24 protein-coding genes and 1 other RNA gene are annotated in these 25,857 nt (G+C 58.6%); 11 read left to right on the top strand and 14 right to left on the bottom strand.

Annotation, left to right across the window (positions count from 1 at the left end; translation table 11 throughout):
- Nucleotides 1-97 precede the first annotated feature (97 nt).
- On the bottom strand, nt 98-694 hold the full coding sequence (locus HNQ99_RS08065; protein ID WP_184475231.1) for an HD domain-containing protein: 597 nt from the start codon (nt 692-694) through the stop codon (nt 98-100).
- A gap of 220 nt (nt 695-914) precedes the next feature.
- On the opposite strand from HNQ99_RS08065, the gene HNQ99_RS08060 reads away from it, so the two are divergent.
- Together HNQ99_RS08060 and HNQ99_RS08055 are read left to right on the top strand one after the other, a co-directional pair.
- Entirely contained in the window at nt 915-2,012 is a 1,098-nt protein-coding gene (locus HNQ99_RS08060; RefSeq protein WP_184475124.1) for a sensor histidine kinase, read from the top strand.
- A complete protein-coding gene (locus tag HNQ99_RS08055) occupies nt 2,009-2,806 on the top strand; it encodes a LytR/AlgR family response regulator transcription factor (RefSeq protein ID WP_184475123.1) in 798 nt (265 codons plus the stop codon). The genes HNQ99_RS08060 and HNQ99_RS08055 overlap by 4 nt, the downstream gene beginning before the upstream one ends.
- A gap of 52 nt (nt 2,807-2,858) precedes the next feature.
- Here HNQ99_RS08055 and HNQ99_RS08050 read toward each other — a convergent pair whose 3' ends face one another.
- Entirely contained in the window at nt 2,859-3,461 is a 603-nt protein-coding gene (locus HNQ99_RS08050) for a glutathione S-transferase family protein (protein ID WP_184475122.1), read from the bottom strand.
- A gap of 180 nt (nt 3,462-3,641) precedes the next feature.
- Here HNQ99_RS08050 and HNQ99_RS08045 point away from each other — a divergent pair, with 180 nt between their 5' ends.
- Nucleotides 3,642-4,409: a CsgG/HfaB family protein gene (locus HNQ99_RS08045; protein ID WP_184475230.1), complete on the top strand. Its 768-nt coding sequence runs from the start codon at nt 3,642-3,644 to the stop codon at nt 4,407-4,409.
- Nucleotides 4,410-4,751: 342 nt separating this feature from the next.
- On the opposite strand, the gene HNQ99_RS08040 is transcribed toward HNQ99_RS08045, so the two are convergent.
- The 3 genes from HNQ99_RS08040 to HNQ99_RS08030 form a co-directional block, all read right to left on the bottom strand.
- Entirely contained in the window at nt 4,752-5,462 is a 711-nt protein-coding gene (locus HNQ99_RS08040; protein WP_184475121.1) for an alpha/beta fold hydrolase, read from the bottom strand.
- A gap of 284 nt (nt 5,463-5,746) precedes the next feature.
- The gene (clpA, locus tag HNQ99_RS08035) at nt 5,747-8,071 is read right to left on the bottom strand and encodes an ATP-dependent Clp protease ATP-binding subunit ClpA (protein ID WP_184475120.1); all 2,325 of its coding nucleotides are present in this window, start codon (nt 8,069-8,071) and stop codon (nt 5,747-5,749) included.
- Between the two features lie 160 nt (nt 8,072-8,231).
- Nucleotides 8,232-8,429: a DUF1192 domain-containing protein gene (locus tag HNQ99_RS08030; RefSeq protein ID WP_184475119.1), complete on the bottom strand. Its 198-nt coding sequence runs from the start codon at nt 8,427-8,429 to the stop codon at nt 8,232-8,234.
- 90 nt (nt 8,430-8,519) lie between these two features.
- Here HNQ99_RS08030 and HNQ99_RS08025 point away from each other — a divergent pair, with 90 nt between their 5' ends.
- The 6 genes from HNQ99_RS08025 (at nt 8,520) to HNQ99_RS08000 (ending at nt 14,921) form a co-directional block, all read left to right on the top strand.
- Complete coding sequence (locus HNQ99_RS08025; RefSeq protein WP_184475118.1) at nt 8,520-9,527, top strand: NAD(P)H-quinone oxidoreductase; 1,008 nt, start codon at nt 8,520-8,522, stop codon at nt 9,525-9,527.
- 91 nt (nt 9,528-9,618) lie between these two features.
- Nucleotides 9,619-10,491: a UDP-2,3-diacylglucosamine diphosphatase gene (locus HNQ99_RS08020; RefSeq protein ID WP_184475117.1), complete on the top strand. Its 873-nt coding sequence runs from the start codon at nt 9,619-9,621 to the stop codon at nt 10,489-10,491.
- Nucleotides 10,488-11,516, top strand: a complete 1,029-nt coding sequence (locus HNQ99_RS08015; protein WP_184475116.1) for a glycosyltransferase family 4 protein — start codon at nt 10,488-10,490, stop codon at nt 11,514-11,516. The genes HNQ99_RS08020 and HNQ99_RS08015 overlap by 4 nt, the downstream gene beginning before the upstream one ends.
- 151 nt (nt 11,517-11,667) lie before the next feature.
- Entirely contained in the window at nt 11,668-12,345 is a 678-nt protein-coding gene (locus HNQ99_RS08010) for a DUF1013 domain-containing protein (RefSeq protein WP_184475229.1), read from the top strand.
- Between the two features lie 134 nt (nt 12,346-12,479).
- Entirely contained in the window at nt 12,480-14,228 is a 1,749-nt protein-coding gene (locus tag HNQ99_RS08005) for a long-chain-fatty-acid--CoA ligase (protein ID WP_184475115.1), read from the top strand.
- Between the two features lie 9 nt (nt 14,229-14,237).
- On the top strand, nt 14,238-14,921 hold the full coding sequence (locus HNQ99_RS08000) for an N-acetylmuramoyl-L-alanine amidase (RefSeq protein WP_184475114.1): 684 nt from the start codon (nt 14,238-14,240) through the stop codon (nt 14,919-14,921).
- A gap of 19 nt (nt 14,922-14,940) precedes the next feature.
- Here the strand turns inward: HNQ99_RS08000 and HNQ99_RS07995 are convergent, their stop codons facing one another.
- The 9 genes from HNQ99_RS07995 to HNQ99_RS07960 all read right to left on the bottom strand — a co-directional run bounded on the left by HNQ99_RS07995 (nt 14,941) and on the right by HNQ99_RS07960 (nt 22,919).
- Complete coding sequence (locus HNQ99_RS07995) at nt 14,941-16,245, bottom strand: amidohydrolase (RefSeq protein WP_184475113.1); 1,305 nt, start codon at nt 16,243-16,245, stop codon at nt 14,941-14,943.
- A gap of 91 nt (nt 16,246-16,336) precedes the next feature.
- A complete protein-coding gene (locus HNQ99_RS07990) occupies nt 16,337-16,972 on the bottom strand; it encodes a DUF4893 domain-containing protein (protein WP_184475112.1) in 636 nt (211 codons plus the stop codon).
- Nucleotides 16,969-17,754 (bottom strand): 3-hydroxybutyrate dehydrogenase, encoded by a 786-nt coding sequence (locus HNQ99_RS07985; protein ID WP_184475111.1) that lies wholly within the window; start codon nt 17,752-17,754, stop codon nt 16,969-16,971. Before HNQ99_RS07985 ends, HNQ99_RS07990 begins: the two co-directional genes overlap by 4 nt.
- Complete coding sequence (locus HNQ99_RS07980) at nt 17,751-18,929, bottom strand: patatin-like phospholipase family protein (RefSeq protein WP_184475110.1); 1,179 nt, start codon at nt 18,927-18,929, stop codon at nt 17,751-17,753. Before HNQ99_RS07980 ends, HNQ99_RS07985 begins: the two co-directional genes overlap by 4 nt.
- 261 nt (nt 18,930-19,190) lie before the next feature.
- A complete protein-coding gene (locus HNQ99_RS16620) occupies nt 19,191-19,487 on the bottom strand; it encodes an NADH-quinone oxidoreductase subunit NuoE family protein (protein WP_246414798.1) in 297 nt (98 codons plus the stop codon).
- Entirely contained in the window at nt 19,484-20,020 is a 537-nt protein-coding gene (locus HNQ99_RS07975) for a J domain-containing protein (RefSeq protein ID WP_184475109.1), read from the bottom strand. The genes HNQ99_RS16620 and HNQ99_RS07975 overlap by 4 nt, the downstream gene beginning before the upstream one ends.
- Nucleotides 20,021-20,076: 56 nt before the next feature.
- An RNA gene (gene rnpB / locus HNQ99_RS07970) (RNase P RNA component class A) lies at nt 20,077-20,473 on the bottom strand.
- A gap of 110 nt (nt 20,474-20,583) precedes the next feature.
- Complete coding sequence (locus tag HNQ99_RS07965; RefSeq protein ID WP_184475108.1) at nt 20,584-20,757, bottom strand: DUF1289 domain-containing protein; 174 nt, start codon at nt 20,755-20,757, stop codon at nt 20,584-20,586.
- The gene (locus HNQ99_RS07960) at nt 20,754-22,919 is read right to left on the bottom strand and encodes a primosomal protein N' (protein WP_184475107.1); all 2,166 of its coding nucleotides are present in this window, start codon (nt 22,917-22,919) and stop codon (nt 20,754-20,756) included. The genes HNQ99_RS07965 and HNQ99_RS07960 overlap by 4 nt, the downstream gene beginning before the upstream one ends.
- A 103-nt stretch (nt 22,920-23,022) precedes the next feature.
- Between HNQ99_RS07960 and fsa the strand changes: the two genes are divergently transcribed.
- Both fsa and HNQ99_RS07950 read left to right on the top strand, forming a co-directional pair.
- Nucleotides 23,023-23,676: a fructose-6-phosphate aldolase gene (fsa, locus tag HNQ99_RS07955; protein ID WP_184475106.1), complete on the top strand. Its 654-nt coding sequence runs from the start codon at nt 23,023-23,025 to the stop codon at nt 23,674-23,676.
- Between the two features lie 56 nt (nt 23,677-23,732).
- Entirely contained in the window at nt 23,733-25,847 is a 2,115-nt protein-coding gene (locus tag HNQ99_RS07950; RefSeq protein WP_184475105.1) for an AsmA family protein, read from the top strand.
- Nucleotides 25,848-25,857: the final 10 nt, after the last annotated feature.

The raw sequence follows: 25,857 nt of genomic DNA, 5'->3' as shown, positions 1-25,857 counted from the left end.
GCGGCGATGTGGCCGATTTGCCGCCATCGCTCCCTCCGAGCCAAGGGAACGGATGGTTTTTCAAAGCCGAATGTGGACTCCGGTGCGGGGACAACGATCAGCTTAGATTAACGGTATTGCGGGAAATGAAAGCGTTTCGGGGTTCCGCCATCACACGACGCACCATGGGTTCGAAAAAGCTGAGCGGTGCGGTGTCGTAGCGAGCATCAAACGCGCGCTGATCATATTTTTCAACGAATTCGGCTGCCGCTGCAAAACAGGGGTGGCCACGAAAAACCTCGCGTGCGTCACGATCCAGACCGATATGATGAAAGAAATAATAGCCTTGAAACAACCCGTGTTGCTGCACGATCCAATGAGTTTCGTTCGAAACAAAGGGTTTCAAGAGCGCCGCCGCCATATCGGCATGGCTGTATATGGATAAAATGTCGCCGATGTCGTGGAGCAGGGCCATCACCACGAATTCCTCGTCGCGCCCGTCCCGATACGCTAGCGTTGCAGTTTGCAGGCAGTGCTGCAGCCGATCCACCGGAAAGCCGCCGCCATCGCCTTCCAGCAGCTGCAGATGGGCAAGAACGCGGTCTGGAAGCCGGTCGGCAAAGCTTGCAAGCTTTCCCGTTATGTGTTGCCAGTCTGCGGGTGTGGCCTCGGTCAACGCGCTAAAGTCTGGGCCGCTTGTTTTCTTCTCTGTCATGTATTTCTCCAACCGCACCCCTGGCCGGGGCGATTGTAAGCGGAGGACTGGACCTGATCGCTTGGCTAATTCAGGCAGCCTACCCGCTTTCAAGAGCTGAATATAGGATAAAGCTGGCATTTCCAATTGTTCGGGAATGAAGCGACATTTATCGGTCGTCGCGCCCCCGTCCGATATTCATAATCTTCAAACCAGATTAAAAAGCCTATAAGAAAGCCTCATGGCAGTGCTTCCTATCAAACCAAAGCCGTTTTTCGAGGACAAGAACCGCGCGTTCTGGAACCTGCAGTCATTGGGCTGGTTTGGGGCACTGATGCTGCGCGGCCTCTCTGGCCTAGCCAACAGTCAACCCATTTCCTTCCTCGTACCAGTGCTGATCTCCACGATCACCGGCTATTCGCTCACCTTGCTGATGGCGGTGATGTTCCGAGCGCTGCTCAAGCAACGTCCGTTCGTCACCTGGGTCGTGTCGATCGTGGTGGTGCTGGTCGCGGCAACAGCGGCGGCGGTGATCGATGCGTGGGTATTTTCCACGCAAAACCAAACGAGTGACACGGCGGGCCTTCAGCTTTTCCTTGGCGCCTTTTACATCAATTTCACGCTGCTCGGCGCATGGTCCGCGCTATATTATGCGATCAACTTTTTCCTGACGATTGAACAGCAGGCGGATCAGCTTCAGCAGTTGGAAAGCCAGGCGTCCAGCGCGCAGCTCGCCATGCTGCGCTATCAGCTCAATCCGCATTTCCTGTTCAATACGCTGAACAGCATTTCTACCCTGGTGCTTCTGAAACAGACGGAACGCGCCAATGCCATGTTGTCGCGCCTGTCCTCCTTTCTTCGTTACACCCTTATCAATGAGCCGACGGCCCAAGTGACGCTGTCGCAGGAGGTGGAGACACTGAAGCTATATCTTGAAATTGAAAAGATGCGCTTTGAGGATCGATTGAGGCCGATTTTCGAAATCGACCCAGCGGTCGCGCGGGCGCGATTGCCTTCGCTTTTGCTGCAGCCCCTGGTGGAAAATGCCATCAAATATGCCGTCACCCCCAAGGAAGAGGGTGCGGAAATATCCATTACAGCGCAGCCTGCCGGTGAAAACGTCCGGATCATCGTGTCGGACACGGGTCCGGGATTGAATGAAGCCGATGTCCGTCCGAAAACATCCATGGGCGTCGGGCTCGCGAACATACGCGACCGCTTATTTCAGGCTTTCGGGGAACGGCAAAGCCTGGAGACGCGTTCTACGCCCGGCGGCGGATTTTCGGTGATTATCGAAATGCCGAACGTAACGGAAGAACAAGCAAAGGTTGCTGCATGACGATCAGAACGATCCTGGTGGACGATGAAAGCCTGGCCATTCAGGGTCTCAAACTCCGGCTCGAAGCGCATGAAGACGTCGAGATCATCGACACCTGTCTTAATGGCCGCGAAGCCATCCGCTCGATAAAGACGCACAAGCCCGACCTTGTGTTCCTCGATATTCAGATGCCTGGCTTTGATGGGTTTTCCGTCGTTCAGGGCATGATGGAAATAGAGCCGCCATTGTTCATCTTTGTGACGGCATATAGCGACCACGCCATTCGTGCATTTGAAGCGCAGGCAGTCGACTATCTGATGAAGCCCGTTGATGAAGACCGGCTAGCCGACGCGCTGGACCGCGTGCGGCAGCGTTTGGCGGAAAAGCGCAATGTGCAGGAGGTGGAGCGTTTGCGGGAGGTACTGGCGGAGGTCGCGCCAGATGCGATATCGGATTTCCCGGAAGAGGATACTCCCGCTTCCAGCCGCTACGAAAAGCTCATCAACATCAAGGATCGGGGGCAGATATTCCGCGTGGACGTCGACACGATCGAACGCATCGACGCGGCGGGCGATTATATGTGCATCTACACGGCCGATAACAGCCTGATCTTGCGTGAAACGATGAAGGATTTGGAAAAGCGGCTCGACCCGCGCAATTTTCAGCGCGTGCATCGCTCCACCATCGTGAACCTAAGCCAGGTGCGGCAGGTAAAGCCGCACACCAATGGCGAATGCTTCCTGGTGCTGGACTCAGGGGCGCAGGTGAAGGTCAGCCGATCCTACCGGGATGTGGTGGCGCGCTTCGTACATTGATTTGGGATGAGTGAATGTCCTCCTGCAATGCCATGCAGGAGCATCTATGCCGTTAAGCCGACGGCAATGTCCGCCGATAGGCAGGGCGGGCGGTGAGCCGATCGACATAATTCGTAAAAACCGGATTGTCCTTAATTCCCGGAGCGCCGAACATCATAGCCCAGTTCAGTTCCGCACCGATATAGATGTCGGCAGCGCTGAAGCTTTCTCCCAATAGGTAGGGGCCGGGGTGAAGTCCTTTTTCAAGAGTGCCAAGCACAGCTTCATAGCTGCCCCACCCCAGGGCTCCGGGCCTCGGAGCCGGCCGGTCAAACATCTTGTCGACAAGTGCGGGCTCAAAGCAGCTTCCGCCAAAGAACAGCCAGCGATACCATGCGCCACGCTCGGGCGATCCCACGGGTGGAGCCAGATTGGCGGCAGGATAGGCATCCGCCAGCCAGGCCATGATTGCAGGCGTTTCCGTGATTGGAGTTCCGTCGACTAGGATCGCGGGCACCTTTCCCATGGGGTTGAGCGCTAGAAATTCCGGTGTCCTGTTCTCGTTTTTTTTCAAGTCTATGAGGCGGATCTCATATTCCGCTCCCGCTTCCTCCAACATCCAATGAACCATCGCGGCGCGCGACCTGGGATTATGATAGAATATAATCTTGCTCATCGTTTTGCCTTTCCCTCCTGTATGGCGATGTAGTGCGTCGCAAGCCCTTCGTTGCGCGAGCTAAAGGATAGCTCTGTTTTTTAGGCTTTGGTTTTGCTAATATTAGTTCAAACAGGGTCGCATCATCACGAATCCTGCCAGCGTCCGCTGAGCATAGCATCAATACAGGGGGTAGATGTGTTGAAGAGAATAGTTTCGTCCGTCCTTTCGATAGCTCTGTGTGCGACTGCAGTCTCACCGGCATTCGCCGCTGACAAGTCTTCGGCCGAAAAGCAGAAACAGAAGGGCGTCGCTGAAATTCCGATCTGCACCAAGAAGCTTGGCACCGTTGCGGTGGTTGAGCCGGACAATCAGTGGTGGACGGCACTGAACCTGGGCTCGCCGGAAGCGATCATCAAATTGTTCGTCATGAAGTCCGGCTGCTTTGGCCTTGTCGACCGCGGCAAGGGCTTGCAGAGCCGCAATATCGAACGCGCTCTTGCCGATAATGGCGAGTTGCAGCGGGGCTCCAATATCGGGCGCGCTCAGGTGAAGGCGGCCGATTATTTTATCGTGCCCGACCTTGTCACCAAGAATGCCAATAGCGGCGGATTTGGATTGGGTGGCATGCTGGGCGGCTTTGTCGGCGGAGGCGCTGGCGCGCTTCTCGGCGGACTGAAGGTCAGCAAGAAGGAAGCCAATGTCACGCTGACGCTCGTCAATTCGCGCACCACCGAACAGGAGCGGCTGGTCGAAGGCTATGCGCGTAAATCCGATGTCGGCTTTGGCGGCGGTGCTGGCGGCTGGTGGGGGGGCGGTCTCGCTGCGGCCGGCGGCTCGAGCTACCAGAATACAGATGTCGGGCAGGTGATCGTGCTCGCCTATCTGGATGCGTACAAGCAGATGGTAACGCAGCTTGGCGGCCTGCCACTCGATCCCAGCGCGGCGGCGCCTGTGGCCGTAAAGTAAGTTTCGAAGAGCTAGGAGAGGAGAAAGGGCGGCTTCCCCCTTGTGGGGAAGACCGCCCTTCAATTTTTTGCGGGAAGGTTTGGGGCGTTTGGCGTGGCGCTTTTTGCCAGATGTTTCATATTGCCCAATCGGCTACCAGTACGCTTAACCGACGGTCTCGAAACGACCATAGGCGGCCATACATGCGGCCTTCCGGCACGCCCGAAAGCAGGTGCTGGCCGAGAAATACCTGTTTGTGGTGCGTTCGGCGAAGCTGCCGGGATTGGCGGAAAGGCGATGGTTTGCTTAGGCGTGGAATCGCATCGAAGCGGCTTCTCTGTGCACATGGAGAAACGAGAAGTTCTAGGAGCAAAATTCCCGCGCAATCTGATCGACATGACGAGCGAGTACGCTCGGCGCAGACAGGAACGGAGAATGGTCGCCGGGCATTGTCACGACCGGGCTACACGGCAAGGCCTGCTGCATCCTCCGTTGGACAGCCAGAGGTACAATGCCATCGTCTTCGCACTCAATATAGGCGCGGGGAATCCGTCCATAATGGTCATCCGTAATCACTATCGGCGCGCTGACGACCTGCTCCGGTTGAGGTCGCAGGCGTTCAATCGCCATGGCGGCAAGCTCGGGCGGCGTGTGTCCATATAAGAGGCGGATCGCCGCAGAGGCCGGATCGGGTACTTCTTGCGCGGTCTTCTCAGCGATTTCCAGCACCTCGGGACACGCCGACAGGATCGTCTCGCCAGCGGGAATCATAATTGCGCTAATGTAGATAATCCCTCGCACCCGGTCGGAAACGCGCTCCGCGCCTTGGGAGACCGCCGTGCCGCCCATGCTGTGGCCCACCAGAACCACGGGACCTTTGGCTGACCGCACCGCGCACGCGACGGCTTCGGCCCAATCATCAGCGGTTACATCCTGTGCTGGCGTGGTGTCCGCGCCTTGCCCCGGTAAGTCGATTGCTTGGACTGTGTGCCCTAAATCAGCCAGAAGCGGGGTTACGAGGTCCCAGCACCACGCGCCGTGCATAGATCCATGAACGAGCACAACATCAGCCATATTTCACCTCTCCCAATTTAGAGGATCATAGCTCATTTTTCCAACGGTAGTGATGCGAATTCCGCCCTCCTGAGCCTGACGGAAATCACATGATTGTGGGTCATTTGGTTTCGGCGTGATCACAGTTTTCTATGCGCCCATTCCAATGTACGAAAAACACTGGCGAATTGGCATGCTGCACGACAACCATGCGCGTAGGGTTTTCCATCGCCTCGATGGCGAGCTATTGCTCCCGCCGCGCCAAAAGCCGCCTGACAGAAATCCAACCATCCCGCCCCCTTCCTTTACTTCGCCTTGGCCGCGGCCTTTTTCTCGCCACCGCCCTTTTTCGGACGCTTGGGCGGGGCGGGGGTGATTTCGAAGCTCAGGGCATCGTCCTTTAGGCGCACATGGACTTCGCCGCCATGGACCAGCTTGCCAAAGAGCAGTTCTTCAGCGAGCGGCTGCTTGATCTTCTCCTGAATGAGGCGGCCCATGGGGCGTGCGCCATAGAGCTTGTCATAGCCCCGTTCGGTGAGCCATGCCTTGGCATCTTCCTCCAGCGTGATATGCACGTCGCGATCAGCCAGCTGCAATTCGAGCTGCAAGATGAACTTTTCGACCACGCGAGCGACCACTTCGGGCGGCAGGTAGCTGAAAGGCACGATGGCGTCGAGGCGGTTGCGGAATTCCGGCGTGAAGAGCCGCTTGACGGCTTCCTCGCTGGCATCCTCCTTGCTGATGACATCGCCAAAGCCGATACCTTCGCGCGCCATGTCGCTTGCGCCGGCATTGGTCGTCATGATGAGGATTACATTGCGGAAATCTACGGTCTTGCCGTGATGGTCAGTCAGCTTCCCATTGTCCATGACCTGCAACAGGATGTTGAACAGATCGGGATGCGCCTTTTCGATCTCGTCGAGCAACAGGACGCAATGCGGTTGCTGATCCACTGCGTCGGTCAGGAGACCGCCCTGGTCATAGCCCACATAGCCCGGAGGTGCGCCGATAAGGCGGCTGACGGAATGGCGTTCCATATATTCCGACATGTCGAACCGCTGCAGCGGAATGCCAAGCAGGGTCGCGAGTTGGCGGGCAACCTCGGTCTTGCCCACGCCGGTGGGGCCGGAGAAGAGATAGTTGCCGATGGGTTTGTCAGGATCACGCAGACCGGCACGGCTCAGCTTGATGGCACTAGACAACACCTCGATCGCCTTGTTTTGGCCGAACACGACGCGCTTCAGGTCGGTATCGAGTGTTTCCAGCGTGGCCTTGTCATCGGACGAAACCGACTTGGGAGGAATGCGCGCCATCGTCGCGATGACCGCCTCGATTTCTTTCGAGGTGATGGTCTTGCGCCGTTTGGCGGGCGGCACCAGCATCTGCATCGCGCCGACCTCGTCGATCACGTCGATCGCCTTGTCGGGCAGCTTCCGGTCATTGATGTAACGAGCGGAAAGCTCCACGGCTGCCTTGATGGCGTCTGGCGTGTACTTGACCTTGTGATGATTTTCGAAGGCGCTGCGAAGGCCCGCGAGGATCTTCACGGTGTCATCGATCGTCGGCTCGTTGACGTCGATCTTCTGGAACCGGCGGAGCAGCGCGCGGTCCTTTTCGAAGTGGTTGCGAAACTCCTTGTAGGTGGTCGAACCGATGCAGCGGATTGTCCCGCCTGAAAGGGCTGGTTTCAGCAGGTTCGATGCGTCCATTGCGCCGCCGCTGGTTGCGCCTGCGCCGATGACGGTGTGAATCTCGTCGATGAAGAGCACTGCGTGGGGAAGCTTTTCAAGCTCGTTCACGACAGCCTTCAGTCGCTCCTCGAAATCGCCGCGATAGCGCGTGCCCGCCAACAGCGCGCCCATGTCCAGTGAGTAGATCACGGCTTCCCTGAGTACTTCGGGCACGTCGCCTTCGACGATCTTGCGCGCAAGGCCCTCCGCGATGGCGGTCTTGCCCACGCCGGGATCGCCCACATAGAGCGGGTTATTTTTCGACCGGCGGCACAAAATCTGCACCGTGCGATCGACCTCCGGCCCGCGGCCGATAAGCGGATCGACCTTGCCCCGGGCTGCCTTCTCGTTAAGATTGACGGTGAATTGATCGAGCGCGCTTTCCTTCTTGCTCTTCGTTTCGGCCTTCTGAACCTTTTCTTCCTCAGCGCCCTTCACCTCGCGCGGCTCCGGCGTGCTTACACCCTTGCCAACGCCGTGGCTGATATAGCTGACCGCATCAAGACGGCTCATGTCCTGCTGCTGCAGGAAGTAGACGGCATAGCTTTCCCGCTCTGAAAACAGTGCGACCAAAACGTTGGCGCCGGTCACTTCATCCTTTCCGGAAGACTGGACGTGCAGAATGGCCCGCTGCACCACGCGTTGAAAGCCGCTGGTAGGGGAGGGGTCGGTCGCACCCTCGACCTTGAGCGAGTCAAGCTCATTGTCGAGATAAACGGTTACTGCATCCTGAAGCTCACCCAGGTCCACGCCGCACGCCTGCATCACTTTCGAAGCATGCTCGTCATCGATAAGCGCGAGCAACAGATGCTCCAGCGTCGCATATTCGTGACGGCGTTCCGATGCATGGGTCAGCGCATTGTGGAGAGTGGTTTCCAGCGCAGCAGCAAAAGAAGGCATTCTATTCTACTCCTGTAGGGCCAAGGCAGGCCCCGCTTGCTCCCAAGACGGGAGCCTTGGACTCAATGTCGGGATTGGCGGTCCTGCTATCAAGGACGGCAGAACTGTCACCGGGTTGCGCTCTGGTGTTGCCTATCAGCGAAATCCGGCCGGCACAGGGTCATTTCCTGAATAACGCCTCGGCGCTTGCCTTATGGTTAACGGCGTATTCAATTTTTTTCATTGTACGGGAAATCTCCGCTTCCAGGGCAGCTATCCTTTCATGGAGCTCTGAAACGGAGAATGGATCAAGGTCTTGCCGCGCGACGGCGGCAATGGGATCATCAACCTTCCGGGGCAGATTTTCATCCATGTCCATGGGCGGAATGTTGACCCTCCAAATGCATCTGTCAATAAGGCTATAGTCCATTTGTCGCAAAGCAGCGTGGGCTTGAGGGAGTGATGATAAATGTCCCAAGAAGGCAATATTCCAGAGTCCATGACGGCTATCGGGTTCGATGCCCCCGGAGGCGCAGACGTGTTGAAGCCGGTCGTCTGCAAGGTGCCTCAGCCTGGGGAAAACGAAGTCCTCATCAAGGTAAGCGCGGCGGGCGTCAATCGTCCGGATGTCTTGCAGCGGCGCGGTTTTTATCCACCGCCGCCCGGCGCTTCGGATATTCCCGGACTTGAAGTGTCGGGAATTGTCGTCGCTGGCGGACCCTATGTGGACGCCGCTTTGATCGGTCAACCTTTTTGCGCGCTTCTCGCGGGCGGAGGCTATGCCGAATATGCTGTCGCGCCGGTGGGACAATGCCTGCCGGTGCCCGAAGGATATGACATGATCGAGGCTGCGGCCTTGCCTGAGACGCTGTTTACCGTGTGGAGCAACCTGTTTGAGAGGGCTTATGTGGTAGAGGGCGACACCGTCCTTATTCACGGCGGCACCAGTGGTATCGGCACCATGGCCATTTCGCTGTGCAAGCTGTTCGGTATCGAGGCCATCGTGACGTGCGGCAGCGACGCGAAATGTGATGCTGCGCGAAAGATCGGTGCCGCTCATGCGATCAATTATGCCACAACGGATTTTGTGGATGGAGTCCGTGAAATCACGGAAGGAAAGGGCGTGCAGGCGGTGCTGGACATGGTTGGCGGGGATTATGTGGCGCGAAATCTTTCCTGCCTTGCAGAGGAGGGGCGACATGTGTCGATCGCCACGCAGCGAGGCATAAAGGCGGAAATTCCAATCGTCTCGGTCATGCAGAAGCGGTTGACGCTGACCGGCTCGACGCTGCGTCCTCGATCGGTTGCGTTCAAGACGTTGATCGCAGAAGAGCTGGCGCAGACGGTGTGGCCATTTGTAGAGGACGGCACGCTGCGTCCGGTGATAGATAGTAGGTTCCCGCTCGCTGAGGCTGCTGCCGCTCATGCTCGGATGGAGGTGGGGCAACATTTGGGGAAGATCGTGCTGATCCCCTGAAACCGTAGCGCTTCCGTCATATTTCAAGTCAAACTGTCACAAAGTCCCGCTAAATGGCTGGTCTCGAGAGCAGCAGCTTTTGAGGTCTCGCATGGATGCGATAACGCGATTGCCTTTTGGCGCGGACATCGATGATTTCTCCGTCAATGTGCCGCACCATCCGGAAACGGTGTCGGGTGAGCGGCGGCGTTACCGGACGGTCTGGATTTCAGACATCCATTTGGGCACCCGGGGCTGTAACGCCAACCTGCTCATCGACTTTCTAGACAATGTCGATAGTGAGACCATGTATCTGGTCGGTGACATCATCGACGGCTGGCGGCTGAAGAAGCGCTTTTACTGGCCTGCGGCGCATAATGACATTGTCTGGCGTATTCTGAAAAGGGTGAAGCGGGGGACGAGAATAATCTTCATCCCCGGTAACCATGACGAGATGTTTCGGCAGTTCACCGGCCTCAACTTCGGCGGCGTCGAAATCAGGCGCAAGGCCATCCACGAAACGGCCGACGGGCGCAAACTGCTCGTCCTGCACGGCGATGAATTCGACACGATCATGCTGGCGCACCGCTGGCTGGCCTTTGTTGGTGATGCCGCTTACGAGGCGCTGATGCGGCTCAATGTGGTGGTAAATGCTGTGCGCAGCCGCTTTGGACTTTCTTATTGGTCGCTTTCCAAAATGGCCAAGCACAAGGTAAAAAACGCCGTCGCGTTCATTTCCAAATTCGAGGAAGTGGTGGCGCATGAGGCCGGCGCGCGCGGCGTTGACGGGGTTGTATGCGGACATATCCACACCGCGGAAATCCGAGAGATCGCCGGGGTCGTCTATTATAATGATGGCGACTGGGTCGAAAGCCGCACGGCCCTGGTGGAGCATTTCGACGGTCGGATGGAGGTTCTGCATTGGGCCGACGAGGTCGCCGCCCGCAACGCCGGCGCGAGGCGTCAGGAGAGACTGGCTGCATGAGAATAATGCTCGTCACGGACGCTTGGACGCCTCAGGTGAACGGAGTGGTGCGAACACTGCAGTCGGTGCGCTATGAATTGGAACGCATGGGCCATGCTGTGGAGGTGATATCGCCGGAACAATATGGATCATTACCCTGTCCAACCTACCCTGAAATCCGCTTGGCGGTGACGCGGGCGGCGACGGTGGGGCGGCGGATCGAGGCGTTTCTTCCCGATGCGGTGCATCTGGCGACCGAAGGACCGCTGTGTCTATCGGCCCGCCGCTGGTGTCGGCGCAACGGAATACCATTCACGACCGCCTATCACACGCATTTTCCCGATTATGTGGCGCGGCGGACGCGGTTGCCTGCATCTTGGTTCTGGCGTTATATTCGTTGGTTTCATGGACCTGCCCAGGCGGTGCTTGTGTCGACGCGGAGCGTGCGCGACAGTCTGCGGGCCCATGGCATTGCGCAGGTGCGGCATTGGGGCAGGGGCGTTGACCTTGGCCATTTCAGCCCCGATGCGCCAATGCCTGCGGCCTTTGCGGACTTGCCCCAACCGATACAGCTTTATGTGGGCCGGATAGCTGTGGAGAAGAACCTGGAGGCATTCCTGTCTACGCGTCAGCCTGGCAGCAAGGTCATTGTGGGAGACGGGCCTGCCAGGGCGGGGCTGGAGCGGGACTGGCCGGAAGCGCATTTTCTGGGCAGCATGTCAGGGCGCGAACTTGCCGGTGCCTACGCACATGCCGATGTGTTCGTTTTTCCAAGCCGCACCGACACCTTTGGCCTGGTCATCATCGAGGCGTTGGCGTGCGGTACGCCCGTTGCCGCTTATCCCGTGGCTGGCCCTATCGATATATTGACGCCGCAGACAGGAGCCATGCGAGAGAGTCTGGACGACGCAATAGCCGCCGCACTCGTCCTGGATCGGCCCGGATGCGCCACCTATGGGCAAAGCTTTACCTGGCAAGCCAGCGCACGCCAATTTCTCGAGGGATTGGCGCCCTTCAATCCCGATCTTGTACTGGACGCCGCCTAATAGCTTGTTACCCGGCGGCCAATCACGCTATATACTGTGTTAGTCCTTGCCGGGCTTGGCCAATTGCACTATTGCATGCCACGCGAAGGCCGTCCTGCAAGGGGCGGCCCTTATTATTTGTACTGGAGAGTATAACGTGCCCCAGCCGCTCATGCCACATGCGACCGCCAGCTGGCTTATCGATAATACCGCGCTGTCGTTTGAGCAGATTGCCGATTTTTGTGGCCTTCATATCCTTGAAGTTCAGGCCATTGCAGACGATACAGCGGCGATCAAATATACCGGTCGCGATCCAGTGCGCGCGCATGAGCTTAGCATGGACGAGATCGAGAAGGGTCAGAAGGACTCCGACTATCGGCTAAAGATGCTGAAAGGACCCGAGCAGGTTCGCCGCACGAAGGGACCGCGCTACACTCCGGTGTCGAAGAGGCAGGACAAACCCGACGGCATCTCCTGGATCCTGCGCAATCATCCGGAAGTTTCAGACGGCGCGATCAGTAAGCTCATCGGTACGACCCGCACCACGATTACCGCCATCCGTGACCGCTCCCACTGGAACATCGCCAACATCGTGCCGAAAGACCCGGTCACGCTTGGTCTCTGCTCTCAGCGGGAACTGGATGCATTGGTGGCTCGGGCGGCCAAGAAGGCGGGAATTGAGGCCCCGGCTGACTCTCGTCTCGACGGCGATCGAGAAGCTTTGATCCAAGAGCTTCGTCGTGAACGCGACGATGCTGTTCGGCGTATTGAAGAAGCCCACCATATCGAGGCGCAAGGCATCGAGCAGGTTGCCGAATGGATCGATCCTTTCAGCAAGAAGAATGGGTGATATGAATGTACCCCGGCGATGGCCGGGGTACAGACGTGCGGCCGCACTGAATTCTGGCTTTCGCTGCATATGCCGCGTGCGCGAAACCACGCTGCCCATTGCATCCCGACCGGCCATATCTTACGCTCGTATAAATGGCTGACGAAAAGATAGTCTGGACAGAGAAATATAATCATCCCATCGCCTGGGATCAGCACTTTAAATCCCTTTCCCTGCCGGCCATGTTCTTCGACACCGCCGCCCGTAAGCCGGACGCCATCCTTATTGATTTCATGGGGCGCAAGTTCAGTTATGCCGAATGCCGCGACGGGGTAAAACGGGTGGCCCATGGATTGCAGGCCATGGGGGTGAAGAGGGGCGATAGGGTTGGCTTGTTCCTGCCCAATGTGCCGCATTATGTCGCCGCCTATTATGGTGCGCTGACGATTGGCGCGACCGTGGTCAATTTCTCGCCGCTTTATTCCGCGGAGGAGCTTGAGCATCAGGTCGAGGATTCAGGAACGAAAATTCTTTTCACCCTCTCCGCCAGCGCTCTTCTCCCTACTGCTCTGGAGGTGCTGGAAAACAGCAGCCTGGAACAATTGGTGGTGGGATCGGTCGCCGGGGCTTTGCCCACCGCTAAATCCATCCTGTATCGCATGTTTCGCCGTAATGAGATGGTGCCCCGACCACGTCATCCGCGCGTAACGCCCTTTTCTTCGCTTATTCACAATGATGGCAGTCATGTGCCAGCGGAAATCGATCCGGAGCGCGATCTTGCATTGCTGCAATATACGGGCGGCACTACCGGTCGACCCAAGGGGGCCATGCTGTCGCACCAAAATTTGAGCGCCAATGCGCGGCAAGTGAACATGCTGGATCCCGCCAACGCCCTGGAAGATCGAATTCTAGCCGCGCTGCCATTCTTCCATGTTTTTGCCAATACGGTCACTCTGAACCGCACCGTCTATACAGGTGGTGAGATCATCATGCTGCCGCGTTTCGACGCCGGTCAGATGCTTGCCGCCATTTCCCGGACAAGGCCCACCAGCGTACCGGGCGTTCCCACCATGTTTCAAGCGCTGCTCGATCATCCGGCGATCGAGGAAACGGATTTCTCGTCCGTCCGCTATTGCATTTCGGGCGGCGCGCCCCTGCGTATGGAACTGAAGGATCGTTTCGAAGAAGCAACCGGCTCGGTATTGGTGGAGGGCTATGGCCTTACCGAAAGCAGCGGTGTGGTCTCCTCCAACCCTTATGGCGGTCTCAATAAGCCTGGCACCATTGGCCAACCCCTTCCCGCGACAGTTGTGAAATTGGTGGATAAGGACGATCCCACCCGGCCCCCGCCTCTCGGAGAGCCGGGAGAGATCGTTTTTGCAGGGCCTCAGGTGATGCGCGGCTATTGGCAGCGGCCCGATGCGGACGCCGAGGTGTTCCTCGGGACGTTTCTACGTACTGGCGACGTGGGCCAGATCGACGAAGAGGGCTATATCCGCATTGTGGACCGGCTGAAGGATATGATCGCTGTCGGCGGCTTCAAGGTATTCCCGAGCGAGATCGAAAAAATGTTATACCGCCACCCCACGGTCAAAGAGGCGTTGGTCATCGGCATTCCAGATTCCTATCGCGGCGAGAGCCCGAAGGCCTTCGTAACGCTGACGGACGGTAGCGACATCGATGGGGAGACCTTGAAAGCATGGCTCAATCCGCAGCTCGGAAAGCATGAGCGTGTGGTTGCGGTGGAGATACGCGAATCCCTGCCCAAAACCATGGTAGGCAAGCTAAGCCGCAAGGAGCTTGTTGCCGAGGAAAGAGCCAAGGCTGCGTCTGTCGCGGCGTCACCGCATCAAAGCAGGTCAGGTGGCGTTAATGCGGACGGGCATGGGATGCGAAAAGTCTGAGGGAAGCAAATGATTGACACTCCGTCGCCTAATTTCGACGATCGCACGCTACCCATCACGATGCTGGTACTTCATTATACAGGCATGCCGGACGCTGCCTCCGCGATTGAATGGATGATCAACCCCGCCTCCAAGGTGTCAGCGCATTATTGCGTGGCCGAGGATGGCCAGGTCATCCGAATGGTGAATGAGGACAAGCGTGCCTGGCATGCCGGCGTCGCTTATTGGCGGGGGATCACCGATATCAACAGCGCAAGTGTCGGGATTGAAATCGTTAATCCCGGCCACGAGTGGGGATACAGGCCCTTCCCGGAGGAGCAGATAGCGGCGCTGATTCCGCTGGTGAGCGAAATTGTGAAGCGCTATGGCATTACGCGCGGCAATATTGTCGGCCACTCCGATGTCGCCCCTGCCAGAAAGCAGGATCCGGGTGAGCTGTTTCCCTGGCACAGACTGGCGCGGCTTCGGCTGGCGTTGCCCCGGCCCACCAAAAACCTGATGGATCCGCATTGGAGCGACGGTGGGTTCCTGCTGGCGCTGGAACGTTTTGGTTATGACATCACCGATCCCGTCGCGGCCATCCGCGCCTTCCAGCGCCGCTACAGACCGGAGATGATCGACGGCATCATCGACGGCGAGTGTCGGTCGCTCCTACTGGCGCTATTGCTTCCCCAGCCACAAGGAGACGAGTGAGAAGGCGCAGCGGTCGGCGCTACTTCTTCAACACCGCAAGGGCTGATATAGTCAGCGCTTCCGTGGCAGTGGATATGACGCCCTCTGCATCGGGCGCCCAGAAGGGACTATGCAGAGAGGGCAACTGGGCTTCGCCTCTTGCGGCCTTTTCCATGTCCTCGGGCGGCACTCCGCCAACCCAGAAGATCAGACTCTGAATGCTGTTGTCGGAGCGATAGTAGCGGCCGAAATCCTCTCCGCCCATGGTGGCTGGCGTCTCAACCACCCGCTGCTTTCCAAAACGCCGGGCGAAAAGCTCAGCCATCTGTTGCGTAAAAGCGGGGACATTATAGGTGGAGGGAGTGAACTCATCCTTCAGCGTGACGACCGGCATCAGTTCGTCCGGGATGCCGGCGGCGATGGCTTCCCCTTTTGCTATGCGCCTGATTCCATCCAACAGTCTTTGCCGCGTCGCATCGGAATAGCTGCGCACGGTCAGCAACAAGGTTGCATGATCGGAAATGACATTGTGCTTCGAACCGGCATGGAAGCTGCCGACAGTGACTACTGCCGGGTCCTGCGGGTCCATCTCCCGGCTGACGAGCGTTTGCAGCGCGGTCACGATGCGGCTTGCCAGGACGATCGGATCTTTGGTGGTGTGCGGATAGGCCCCATGGCCGCCGATGCCTTTCACCACGATATCCACGCTATCAACGTTGGCGAGCGCATAGCCGGGCGTGTAGCCAATCACGCCGGAGGGGAGATTGGCCGCGTCGTGGAAAGCGATAGCGTGGGTCGGTTTGGGGAAGCGCGTGAACAGCCCGTCCTCCAGCATCATCCGCGCCCCCGCGCCCCGTTCTTCGGCAGGCTCCAGGAGCATGACGAGCGTGCCTGACCACTGCTCCTTCATTTCCGCCAGCCGCCGTGCCGTTCCGACCCATGCCGACATATGGGTATCATGGCCGCAGGCGTGCATGACCCCTGCCTCAATACCTTCGTCCGTCATGGCCTTCACCTTCGACGCATATGGCAACCCGGTTTGTTCAACGACCGGCAGCGCATCCATGTCGGCGCGGATCATCAACACGGGTCCTGGGCCGTTCTCCATTAGTGCGACCACGCCGGTTCCACCGACTTTCTCGGTCACTTGGAAACCGAGCTTCCGGGCTTCCTTGGCCAATATGGCGGCAGTCTTCACCTCCTGAAAGCTCAACTCCGGATTGGCATGCAGGTGCCGGTAAAGCTGCACAAGTGACGGCATGTCAGCCGCCACCTTCTCCGAAAGCGGGTCGGCTGCAGCAGCCGTTGAGATCAAAAGGGCGAAGGCGAGGACCAGATAGCGCATGCGGTCTCCATTGGAGCAGGGTCGATCTCTTGCAATATAGCTTGTCCAGCGCCGGCCTTTGGTTGCAACAAAATAATCGAATTCCGCGGGCTTATCTTTCGGAGGGGATTAGTTCCACCACATCGAGTTTCGATTCGAACGCTGGCCAAGGCAATACCAGCCGCCAGACTCGCGGGCCGATCCTTTCCACCAGACCGATCATGTCGCGGTTAGCGTCCGCGCCATAAGTCATCGGCATTTGTTCATCGCCCAGTTCCAATGCGCCGAGGAACACCGAGCGTCGGTCAGTATCGGGATAGACCAGCCCCACTGGGCGCTGCGACCCGGTAAGTTTCACCAGGCGAGTCAATCCGCCCTCAGTTTGTGCAGCGCAGTCGAAGGGAGGGTAAGCCACATAGGCAAGGCCCCCCTCGTCCTTGAAGCCTAGTTTGATGGTTCTGCACCTATATCGTCCGGGCGGCAGTTGGGGTCCGTCCAGAGCCGCGCCGGGAACCAGCAATGGCCCCTGTGCGTCGATTGCCGCACCATGACCAGCCGTTCGCGCTTCGCCCAGCGCCTGCTGCCAGGCGTCCCACCAACGACGAAGCCGATCCCGGTCACCCTCGGTTGCGGTGGTCTTCCAGCCGCTTTCCTGCAGGATGGGTGTGTCCGCCGGCCCTTCATCACCACCGGCGCATGCGCCCAAGGCGAAAAAGGCGACAGTGGGCCAGGCCCTTCGTGAAATCATTGCGCGGTCCAACCTCCATCGATGGAGATGTTGGCGCCGGTGATGTTGCTTGCTTCATCGCGACACAAGAACAGCGCCATGGCGGCGACCTGCTCCACGGTCACGAATTGCTTGGTCGGCTGACCCGCGAGCAGCACGTCGTTCATCACTTGCTCACGCGTCAGGTTCCGCGCCTTCATCGTGTCGGGAATCTGATTTTCCACCAGCGGCGTCCAGACATAGCCAGGACTTATGCAATTGGCGGTAATGCCGAATGTGGCGGTTTCAAGCGCTACGGTTTTCGTAAAGCCCGCAAGGCCGTGCTTGGCCGTCACATAGGCAGATTTAAACGGGGAGGCTGTGAGGGAATGCGCCGATGCCGTTTGAATGATCCGCCCCCACTTCTTTTGCTTCATATAGGGAAGGGCCAGCCTGGTGGTGTGGAAAGCGGCATTGAGGTTGAGGGCGATAATGAGGTCCCATTTGTCGAGCGGGAATTCCTCCACCGGCGCGACGTGCTGCATTCCGGCGTTATTGATGAGGATGTCAACGCCGCCAAAGGCTTCCCCGGCGGCGGCCATCATTTGTTCAATGGCATCCACCTTGGTGAGATCGGCGTTGCTGTAGAGCGCTTTGCCTCCACTTAACGCCTCCAGCCCCTTGCGCTCGGCCTCTATGGCATCGACATCGCCAAAGCCGTTGATTACGACATTGGCACCTTCGCCGGCGAGGGCTTTGGCGTAAGCAAGGCCGATGCCGGAGGTGGAACCGGTGATCAGAGCCGTCCTACCCTTTAAAATCATGCTTTTTTCTCCTTGAGATGATCCGGTCGATCGAGGTCGAAAGCCGATGATTTGCCATTGACGATATTCTGCGCGATCAGATCGCCCTTGCACATTACGCCATCCACCGCTTCACCCCCCTGCGCCCAATGATCGACCATTGTCGCCCGGGAAAATTCAAAATCGCGCGCGCCGCTCTCCCATGCATGACTGCGGTAGATCAGGTGAACGATGTTAACGGCCCCGCAATGATTGAGTTCCTCCAACTCCTTGGCCACCGGATCGTCCCTGAGTTCAGACGGCAGTTTGCGTATGAGCTTGCGGATCAAGCCATGTTCGCGATGACGGCGAAGGAAATTGTCGGTCACCTGACGCGTGCGGCTGCTGTACTGTATGTCTTTTTGCCGCGACCAGACGTCGGTCAGTTGCTTCGGCATCAGCCCTTCAGCAGGAAAAAGATCGACCTGGAACAGCAGCGCATCGCCCATCATATGGTCCAGCACATGGGAAAGCGGCGTGTTGCTCACTATGCCGCCATCCCAATAATATTGGCCATCTATCTCAACAGGCGGCAGGCCGGGTGGCAGCGCGCCCGACGCCATGATGTGCATGGGACCGATTTTGCCGCACCAGTGCGGGTCATGATTGTCAAAATAAACCAGATTCCCGGTGACGATGTTGACCGCACCGACCGACAGCCGGATGGGTCCGTGATTCACCAGCTCCCAATCCACCAGTTCATTCAAAGTGTTCAACAAGGGCGTGGTATCATAGTAGCTGATGGCGTTCATGCTGCCATGGGGAGCCAGAAACGGCGGGATGAAATAGGGCCGGAAGAAGCCCGGCACTCCAAAAGCCGTCACCGCCGCAGCGGCCGCCATATGGGCCGCCTCTCTTATGCCCTCATCGCGGGGCAGGTAGAAATTGGGAAGTCCGCCGCTGACCATTTCCCAGAAGCGCCGGAGCTGTCCGACCCGCTTTTCGGGAGGATTGCCGGCGATAATCGCAGCGTTCACCGCGCCGATGGAAATGCCCGCAACCCAATCGACCTCAATCAAGCGCTCATGCAGCGCCTCATAGACGCCCGCCTGATAGGAGCCCAGAGCGCCGCCGCCCTGCAGCACCAGAGCCACCTGATCGGGCAAGGGCAATGGCGCATGAGCCGCGCGTCGAGGCTTTTTCACAGGCTGTTCCATATTGCGCTGCAATATACCAAGGATTGGGCAAAGGCCAATGGGCGGCGATCGGTTCATCGGGGCGGTTTGACGTTACGGCAGCGCGAAGTGGTCAGGATTGGTCCATTAAAAATTTTTAATGGTCCGCGATATCGGATTGTTTTCGCCGTTCTTGGCGGGTCAGGCACGACCATGAAGTCGATAGGGACGGCTTCAGTTCGCTGCTGCGGAGCGGTCGCGCGCTGAAGCCAATGTGAACGGTTCATTGAATAAGCTTATGTTCTAAAGGCCTATTTCGTTCACAATTTGATTCAGATCCGTGCCCGGTCGCACCAGCAACCACTCTCGGCTGGCGTGGCCGTTTACCAAGGTCACGGCGCCTTTTGGACAAACGCCAAGGCAGCCGACCTCCACGATCCCTGCGGCGGCCTTTCGTCCCTTTTTCAGGTGGAGGTGCTTTCTTAGCGCCTTCGCCAAAGCTGTGTCACCGTCAGCGCCGAAACCGCCGCCGACCTTTTTTGAGCATTTGCGGCAAACAAGAATGGCGCTGCGCCAGTTGGATCTGATTCTCTTTGTCAATCCGGCCGCCACTCGCGACGGTCCTCGGCCGTTTTCAGGACCTCATAGGCAGCCTGAATGGCCTGGAATCGGATCGCGGCTTCAGCATCGCCCGGCTTTACGTCGGGGTGATTTTCCTTTGCGAGCCGCCGCCAGCTTTTCTTGACCGCTTCGAAGCTGGCGTCACTTTCCAGCTCCAACACGTCGAGCGCACGCATTTCGTCGCGTGAACGCGTGCCATCGCCGGGGCCTCCCCAACCATAGAAGGCGCTATCGCGAAAGCCGCCTGCGTCACGGCGCTCATCGGCTTCACGCTTGGCTGCTTCCTCGGCGTCGAGGCCCTGAAAATAGTCCCAATTACGGTTGTATTCGGCTGCATGATTTGCGCAAAAATACCAGCGCTCGGGGCTGTTGGGCGACTTGGGCGCCGGGCATTTTCCTGCCTCATCACAGCCGTAACGGTCGCAGAGGCGGACCTGCTCCGCCTCGCGCGATGAGCCATAGCCCCGCCAGCGGGGAAATCCCCAGTCATTGGATCGCGTCGATCGTGCCATAGTTCTTTCAATGTAACGGCATCGCCCTTCCAAAACCAGAAGGGCAGTTGAGGAAAATCGCCAGAGGGTCTGTAAGCCGGGTTCTGTCCATCCCTTACGGGACTGTGCGGCCATTCCTCTAGGCCGTGCATTGCTGCGCGGCTCAAGCAACCAACCCGGGCGATCTCGGCCGAAACTGGCCTAGGAAGCGTAAACCTCCGCGCCGCCCCTATTCGGTTTTGCTCCCGGTGGGGTTTACCATGCCGTCCCCATTGCTGGGGCCGCGGTGCGCTTTTACCGCACCCTTTCACCTTCGCCTGGCCGAAGCCTTAGCCATAAAGACTGGGCGACCTGCTCTCTGTTGCACTTTCCCTGGGGTCACCCCCGCCGGACGTTATCCGGCACCGTTGTTTCGTGGAGCCCGGACTTTCCTCCCGCATGGCAAACCATGCCGGCGACCGCCCAACCCTCTGGCAGGGCGGATATAGGACAATGGGACGGGGAATGCCAGTGGGAGGGGGCTGCCACCCTTTACACCGTCATCCCGCCTTTGCGGGAATGACGATGCGTCACTTGCACGCCTTTCAACCTTTTCGACCGGCTAATTTCCGTTCCTCCAGAAGTTCTAGAATCTCCCGCTTTCGTTTCTCGGTGGCGGAACCCCATTCGACGATCTCGTCGATCGTGCGCCAGCAGCCAAGGCACCAGCCAGTGCGTTCGTCCATGGTGCAGATGCGGTTGCAAGGCGATTCGATCATAGGAAGCTGTATGGGTCCACGTCCACGCTCACTCTTGTGCTGGCGGTCCAGCTAAGGCCGCCCAGCCATTCGCGTATCACGTCCTGCACGTCCAGCGTTCGTTTTGCGTGGATCAGGAGACGATGTCTGTGGCGGCCGCGCAGCATTGCAAGTGGGGCTGGGGCGGGGCCATAGACGGACATTCCCTCGACCTCCGGCGCCGTACGCCCGATGAGGCGAGCGATCTCCTGCGCATCCTCGGCCTTTTCCGACGATATGATGATTGCGGCGAAACGTCCGAAGGGCGGAGCATGTGCCCGGCGGCGGCTTTCTGTTTCCGCTGCATAAAAGCCTTCCGCATTCCCCTTCACCAGCGCCTTGATCACGGGGTGGCCCGCCTCGCGAGTCTGGATAAAGACCCGCCCCGGCTTTTCACCCCGCCCGGCGCGCCCGGAAACCTGCACGATCTGTTGAAAGGTACGTTCCGAGGCGCGAAGGTCGCCGCCCTCCAGGCCCAGGTCCGCGTCGATCACGCCCACCAAAGTCAGATCGGGAAAGTGATAGCCCTTGGTGACCAGTTGCGTGCCAATGATGATGTCGATCTCCCCCGCGTCCATCGAACGGACGAACTCGGCTGCCTTCGCGGGAGACCAAAGTGTGTCGGAGGTGACGATGGCGGTCCGGGCCTGCGGAAAGAGTTGGTTCACTTCATCCGCTATGCGTTCGACACCTGGGCCGCAAGCGACCAGCGCATCTTCCTCTTTGCATTCGGGGCACGCGCGGGGGGTGGGGATGACATGACCGCAATGATGGCAGGCGAGGCGACGGGTGAGCCGATGCTCGATCATCCAGGCGGTGCAATTGGGGCATTGGAAGCGATATCCACAATGGCGGCAGAGGGTGAGCGGCGCATAGCCTCGGCGATTGAGGAACAGGAGGGCCTGTTCGCCTTTTGCCAGCGTCTCGTCCATGGAGCGAACAAGTTTCGGCGCTATCCAGCGCCCCCGTTCCGGCGGGTCGCGGGTAAGGTCGATGGCTTCGATCGCGGGCATTTCCGCGCCGCCAAAACGGGCAGGCAGCTTGATTTCACGGTAACGACCCAGCGCCACCTGCTGGCGCGTTTCAATTGCCGGCGTGGCCGAAGCCAAAATGACAGGGCATTTTTCAAGCAGGCCTCGCATCACCGCCACATCGCGAGCGTGGTAATGGACACCGTCTTCCTGCTTGAAACTGGTTTCATGCGCTTCATCGACGACGATGAGGCCAAGCTTGGCATAGGGCAGGAAGAGCGCTGAACGGGCCCCGACCACGACCTTGGCCTGGCCGCTGGCGACCGCGCGCCAGGCGCGACGCCGCTCCGATTGGCGAAGTCCGCTGTGCCACGCCACGGGCGGCACGCCAAAGCGCTTTTCAAAGCGCTGCAGAAAGGGCTCGGTAAGGGCAATTTCAGGAAGGAGGACCAAGATCTGCCGGTCCATCTGCAGCGCCGCTGCAATTGCTTCGAAATAAACCTCGGTCTTGCCCGATCCTGTGACGCCATCAAGCAGGAAAGGCTGGAAATCCTCGCCTCGCACGGCATGGACCAGTTCGCTTGCCGCCGCCTCTTGCTCATCGCTGAGTTCCGGCGGAGCGAAATCGGGGTCAGGGCGAGGAAAGGGAGTGTCGACGCTCACTTCCACCGGTTCAAGCGCTCCTGCCTTGATCAACCCGCGGATCACGGCGTCTGATACCCCGGCGACAATCGCCAGTTCCCGCACCAGCCCCTGACGCGAACCAATGCGATCCAGCGCTTGAGCCCGCTTTTCCGTGAGCCTTTCTGGAGAAGTTCCGGTGGCGCGATATTCCAAAACCGTGCGGCCACCCTCCAGTGCCGCGGACGATGACAGAGCCATTCTGAGCACTGCCGCCGGGGGAGCGAGATAATAGTCCGCAGTCCATTCGATCAGTCGCCTCAACGGCGCCCGCAGCGGCGGAGCTTCGGGCAATTGGAGCAGCGGGCGGAGCCGGTTGTCGCCCACGCTTTCCACCTGAAAGCGCTCATCTTCCCAAACCACGCCAACAATCTGGCGGGGACCCAGGGGAGCAATGACGATGCTGCCATGCTCCACGTCCATGCCGTGCGGAACGCGATAGTCTAGCGGTCCCAGTGCAGCGTTGAGAAGAAGGACGCGGACGCGAGTCATTGCCTTCCCTAGCCTGTGCTCGAATGAGACGGAAGACTTACCCGTAGGCTTTGCCAGCGCTATAGACGGGCGCACGAATCATCCTGCCATGAAGGGCATATCCATGAAATTCTTTGTCGACACCGCGGACATCAACGACATCCGGGAACTTGCCGCGACCGGCCTGCTGGACGGTGTCACGACCAACCCCTCCCTGATCCACAAATCGGGCCGCAAGTTCCTTGAGGTGGTCGAGGAGATTTGCGGGATCGTCGACGGTCCGGTGTCCGCCGAAGTGGTCGCGCTCGACCATGAAAGCATGATGCGGGAAGCGGCGGTCCTGCGTAAGATTGCGGACAATGTGGCGATCAAGGTGCCGCTCACCATCGACGGCCTTAAAACCTGCAAGGCGCTCAGCAGTGACGGTTGCATGGTGAATGTGACGCTTTGCTTTTCCGCCAACCAGGCGCTGCTGGCCGCAAAAGCGGGCGCCAGCTTCATTTCACCCTTTGTGGGCCGTCATGACGATAATGGCTTTGACGGCATGCAGTTGATCGAGGACATCCGCCTCATCTACGACAATTATGATTTCAATACGGAGATCCTCGTGGCCTCGGTTCGCCACCCCATCCATGTGTTGCAATCGGCAAAGATCGGCGCAGATGTTGCCACGATGCCGCCATCGGTGATCAAGTCGCTTTTCAACCATGTCCTGACGGAAAAGGGCATTGCGGCCTTTTTGGCGGACTGGGAAAAGACCGGCCAGACGATCGGCTGACACGGACCTGGCCTTTTTGGGAGCCTTGTCGCTACCTGATCGTTGGTAGTGCCGAAATGGACAGGCACATCCCTCCCGAGGGTCCATCGCTAGAACAGCAAAGGGAAGGACCCGCCTATTCACCGCCTGGGCCAGAGGAGCCGCCTTCTGAGGCTCTCCGGCGCAGGTGGCATATGCCGTTGCCGCTCAAGATTTTAGCTTGGGTTATCGGCATTTTGTTCGCCGCCTGGGCAATCCTGTACATCACCAAGGGTCGCTTCCTGAAGGGGCCCTTCGAACGGATCGCCACCTCAAACCTGGAGCGCAAGGTAGAGGTTGGAGGCGATTTCCAACTCTATTTCAATCCTATCAACATCAAATTCCTGGCCGAAAAGATCACCATCGAAAACCCGAAATGGGCCAGCCGCGAACATTTGTTCAAGGCCGATCTGGTCGAAGCGCGGGTTGCGACTTTCTCGCTACTGACGCCGGATTGGCGGATCAACTGGCTTCGAATGGTAAAGGGCGACGCTGATCTGGAATGGTCGGCGGACGGGGAACGCAACACATGGACATTTGGTGACCCAAAACAGCCTGCGAAACCGCTCGACCTGCCGATCATCAGGCGTGCCCTGGTTGCCGGAACGGAATTGCGTTACGCCAATCCTGCGCTGCAATTTCATGTCAATGTCGGGATAGACACGGTCCGGGCGCGTAATACCCAGTTTGAAAATGACGTCCGCTTTTCCGGCAATGGTGGCATTCGGGGACGGCCCTTCACCGTTTCGGGCGGGCTGATGTCGCCAAATGAAACAATAGCTGGCGGCGTTAATCAGCTTGCGCTTCAGGCGCAGTCGGGAGCTACCCGCATCGAAGTGTCAGGGACGCTGCCTGGCGCAACCGAGGTGGAGGGCGCTGATCTTCGCATGCAGGCAAGAGGGGCCAATCTAAGCCAGCTATTCGACTTCCTGGGAGTGGCGATACCCGACACCCGACAATATCGGATCAATTCCAATCTCACCAAATCGGGCGATGAGTGGCGCTTTACCCGTCTTCGCGGCCGGTTCGGCGATAGCGACCTGGCGGGACGGCTCGTCATTTCCATGCCGGAGGATCGACTTCACCTTGGCGCTGATTTGACGAGCAGGGTTGTGGACATCGTCGATATCGGTCCCTTCATTGGCTATAATCCACAGAAATTGGATGCTCAGGGCGGTTCGGGCGCCATTGAGGTCGTGGGTGGCACACCCAGAGTGCTGCCGGATGCGCCGCTCCGCGTGGAGGCTTTGAAGCGCTTTGACGCTGATGTGAAATATAGTGTGGCGCGCGTGCGGGCCGAAAGCTTTCCCATCACCAATATAGGAATGACGCTGAAGCTCGATCGGAGCCTGCTGACGCTATCGCCGCTTACCTTTGATCTTGCGGGCGGTTTCCTGTCTTCGGATATAGAGATCAATGCGCGGAACCAGCCGGTCAGGACTAGCTACGATATCCGCCTGTCGCCTACGCCGATGGGACGCCTGCTGGCCGGATGGGGCGTCGAACAGTCGGGCACATCGGGCCTGATGAAGGCCAGGGTGCAGCTTGCCGGCCTTGGGGATTCAGTTCGAAAGTCGCTCGCCAGTTCCAATGGCCGGATTGCCGTCATCATACCTGCCGGTACGCTGTGGACGCGCAATGCGGAACTGTCGGAGCTGGATGTCGGCACCTTCGTCCAAAAAATGTTTGAAAAGAAGCTGAAGAAACCGGTCAGCATCAATTGCGGGCTTATCGCCTTCACTGTTCGAAATGGCGTTGCATCGGCCGACCCGATCCTCATCGATACGTCGAAGAACGTGGTGCTGGGCCATGGGGCCATCAGTCTACGTGACGAGCGGATCGATCTTGCCGTGCGGGCAGACAGCAAGAAGTTCAGTTTGTTTTCGGCCCAATCGCCCATTGGCCTTGCCGGTCATTTTGCGGAGCCCAAGGTCAATGTGATCAGTGGTGAGTTGTTGACCAGGGCAGGGGCGGGTCTGGGTCTTGCCGCCGTGGCGAGCCCGCTGGCCGGCATCCTTGCTTTCGTGGACATAGGCGACGCCAAGGCCGCCGCTTGCGGTCCGGTGCTCTCCGGCGCGCGCGCGGTGGCGCAGCGCACCAAAAAGGGCAAGCCGCGTGACGACGTCGGTGATGGCAAATCATCCGCATCGTGAGGCTTTAGGG

This window comes from Rhizorhapis suberifaciens (assembly GCF_014200045.1).
Taxonomy (GTDB): Bacteria; Pseudomonadota; Alphaproteobacteria; order Sphingomonadales; family Sphingomonadaceae; genus Rhizorhapis; species Rhizorhapis suberifaciens.
This window is presented reverse-complemented; position numbering and strand designations above follow the sequence as displayed.

Excerpts from the sequence above, each read along its gene's own strand:
- HNQ99_RS08065 (WP_184475231.1), bottom strand. The coding sequence starts at position 694 with ATGACAGAGAAGAAAACAAGCGGCCCAGACTTTAGCGCGTTGACCGAG.
- HNQ99_RS08060 (WP_184475124.1), top strand. The coding sequence starts at position 915 with ATGGCAGTGCTTCCTATCAAACCAAAGCCGTTTTTCGAGGACAAGAAC.
- HNQ99_RS08055 (WP_184475123.1), top strand. The coding sequence starts at position 2,009 with ATGACGATCAGAACGATCCTGGTGGACGATGAAAGCCTGGCCATTCAG.
- HNQ99_RS08050 (WP_184475122.1), bottom strand. The coding sequence starts at position 3,461 with ATGAGCAAGATTATATTCTATCATAATCCCAGGTCGCGCGCCGCGATG.
- HNQ99_RS08040 (WP_184475121.1), bottom strand. The coding sequence starts at position 5,462 with ATGGCTGATGTTGTGCTCGTTCATGGATCTATGCACGGCGCGTGGTGC.
- clpA (WP_184475120.1), bottom strand. The coding sequence starts at position 8,071 with ATGCCTTCTTTTGCTGCTGCGCTGGAAACCACTCTCCACAATGCGCTG.
- HNQ99_RS08030 (WP_184475119.1), bottom strand. The coding sequence starts at position 8,429 with ATGGACATGGATGAAAATCTGCCCCGGAAGGTTGATGATCCCATTGCC.
- HNQ99_RS08025 (WP_184475118.1), top strand. The coding sequence starts at position 8,520 with ATGTCCCAAGAAGGCAATATTCCAGAGTCCATGACGGCTATCGGGTTC.
- HNQ99_RS08020 (WP_184475117.1), top strand. The coding sequence starts at position 9,619 with ATGGATGCGATAACGCGATTGCCTTTTGGCGCGGACATCGATGATTTC.
- HNQ99_RS08015 (WP_184475116.1), top strand. The coding sequence starts at position 10,488 with ATGAGAATAATGCTCGTCACGGACGCTTGGACGCCTCAGGTGAACGGA.
- HNQ99_RS08010 (WP_184475229.1), top strand. The coding sequence starts at position 11,668 with ATGCCACATGCGACCGCCAGCTGGCTTATCGATAATACCGCGCTGTCG.
- HNQ99_RS08005 (WP_184475115.1), top strand. The coding sequence starts at position 12,480 with ATGGCTGACGAAAAGATAGTCTGGACAGAGAAATATAATCATCCCATC.
- HNQ99_RS08000 (WP_184475114.1), top strand. The coding sequence starts at position 14,238 with ATGATTGACACTCCGTCGCCTAATTTCGACGATCGCACGCTACCCATC.
- HNQ99_RS07995 (WP_184475113.1), bottom strand. The coding sequence starts at position 16,245 with ATGCGCTATCTGGTCCTCGCCTTCGCCCTTTTGATCTCAACGGCTGCT.
- HNQ99_RS07990 (WP_184475112.1), bottom strand. The coding sequence starts at position 16,972 with ATGATTTCACGAAGGGCCTGGCCCACTGTCGCCTTTTTCGCCTTGGGC.
- HNQ99_RS07985 (WP_184475111.1), bottom strand. The coding sequence starts at position 17,754 with ATGATTTTAAAGGGTAGGACGGCTCTGATCACCGGTTCCACCTCCGGC.
- HNQ99_RS07980 (WP_184475110.1), bottom strand. The coding sequence starts at position 18,929 with ATGGAACAGCCTGTGAAAAAGCCTCGACGCGCGGCTCATGCGCCATTG.
- HNQ99_RS07975 (WP_184475109.1), bottom strand. The coding sequence starts at position 20,020 with ATGGCACGATCGACGCGATCCAATGACTGGGGATTTCCCCGCTGGCGG.
- HNQ99_RS07965 (WP_184475108.1), bottom strand. The coding sequence starts at position 20,757 with ATGATCGAATCGCCTTGCAACCGCATCTGCACCATGGACGAACGCACT.
- HNQ99_RS07960 (WP_184475107.1), bottom strand. The coding sequence starts at position 22,919 with ATGACTCGCGTCCGCGTCCTTCTTCTCAACGCTGCACTGGGACCGCTA.
- fsa (WP_184475106.1), top strand. The coding sequence starts at position 23,023 with ATGAAATTCTTTGTCGACACCGCGGACATCAACGACATCCGGGAACTT.
- HNQ99_RS07950 (WP_184475105.1), top strand. The coding sequence starts at position 23,733 with ATGGACAGGCACATCCCTCCCGAGGGTCCATCGCTAGAACAGCAAAGG.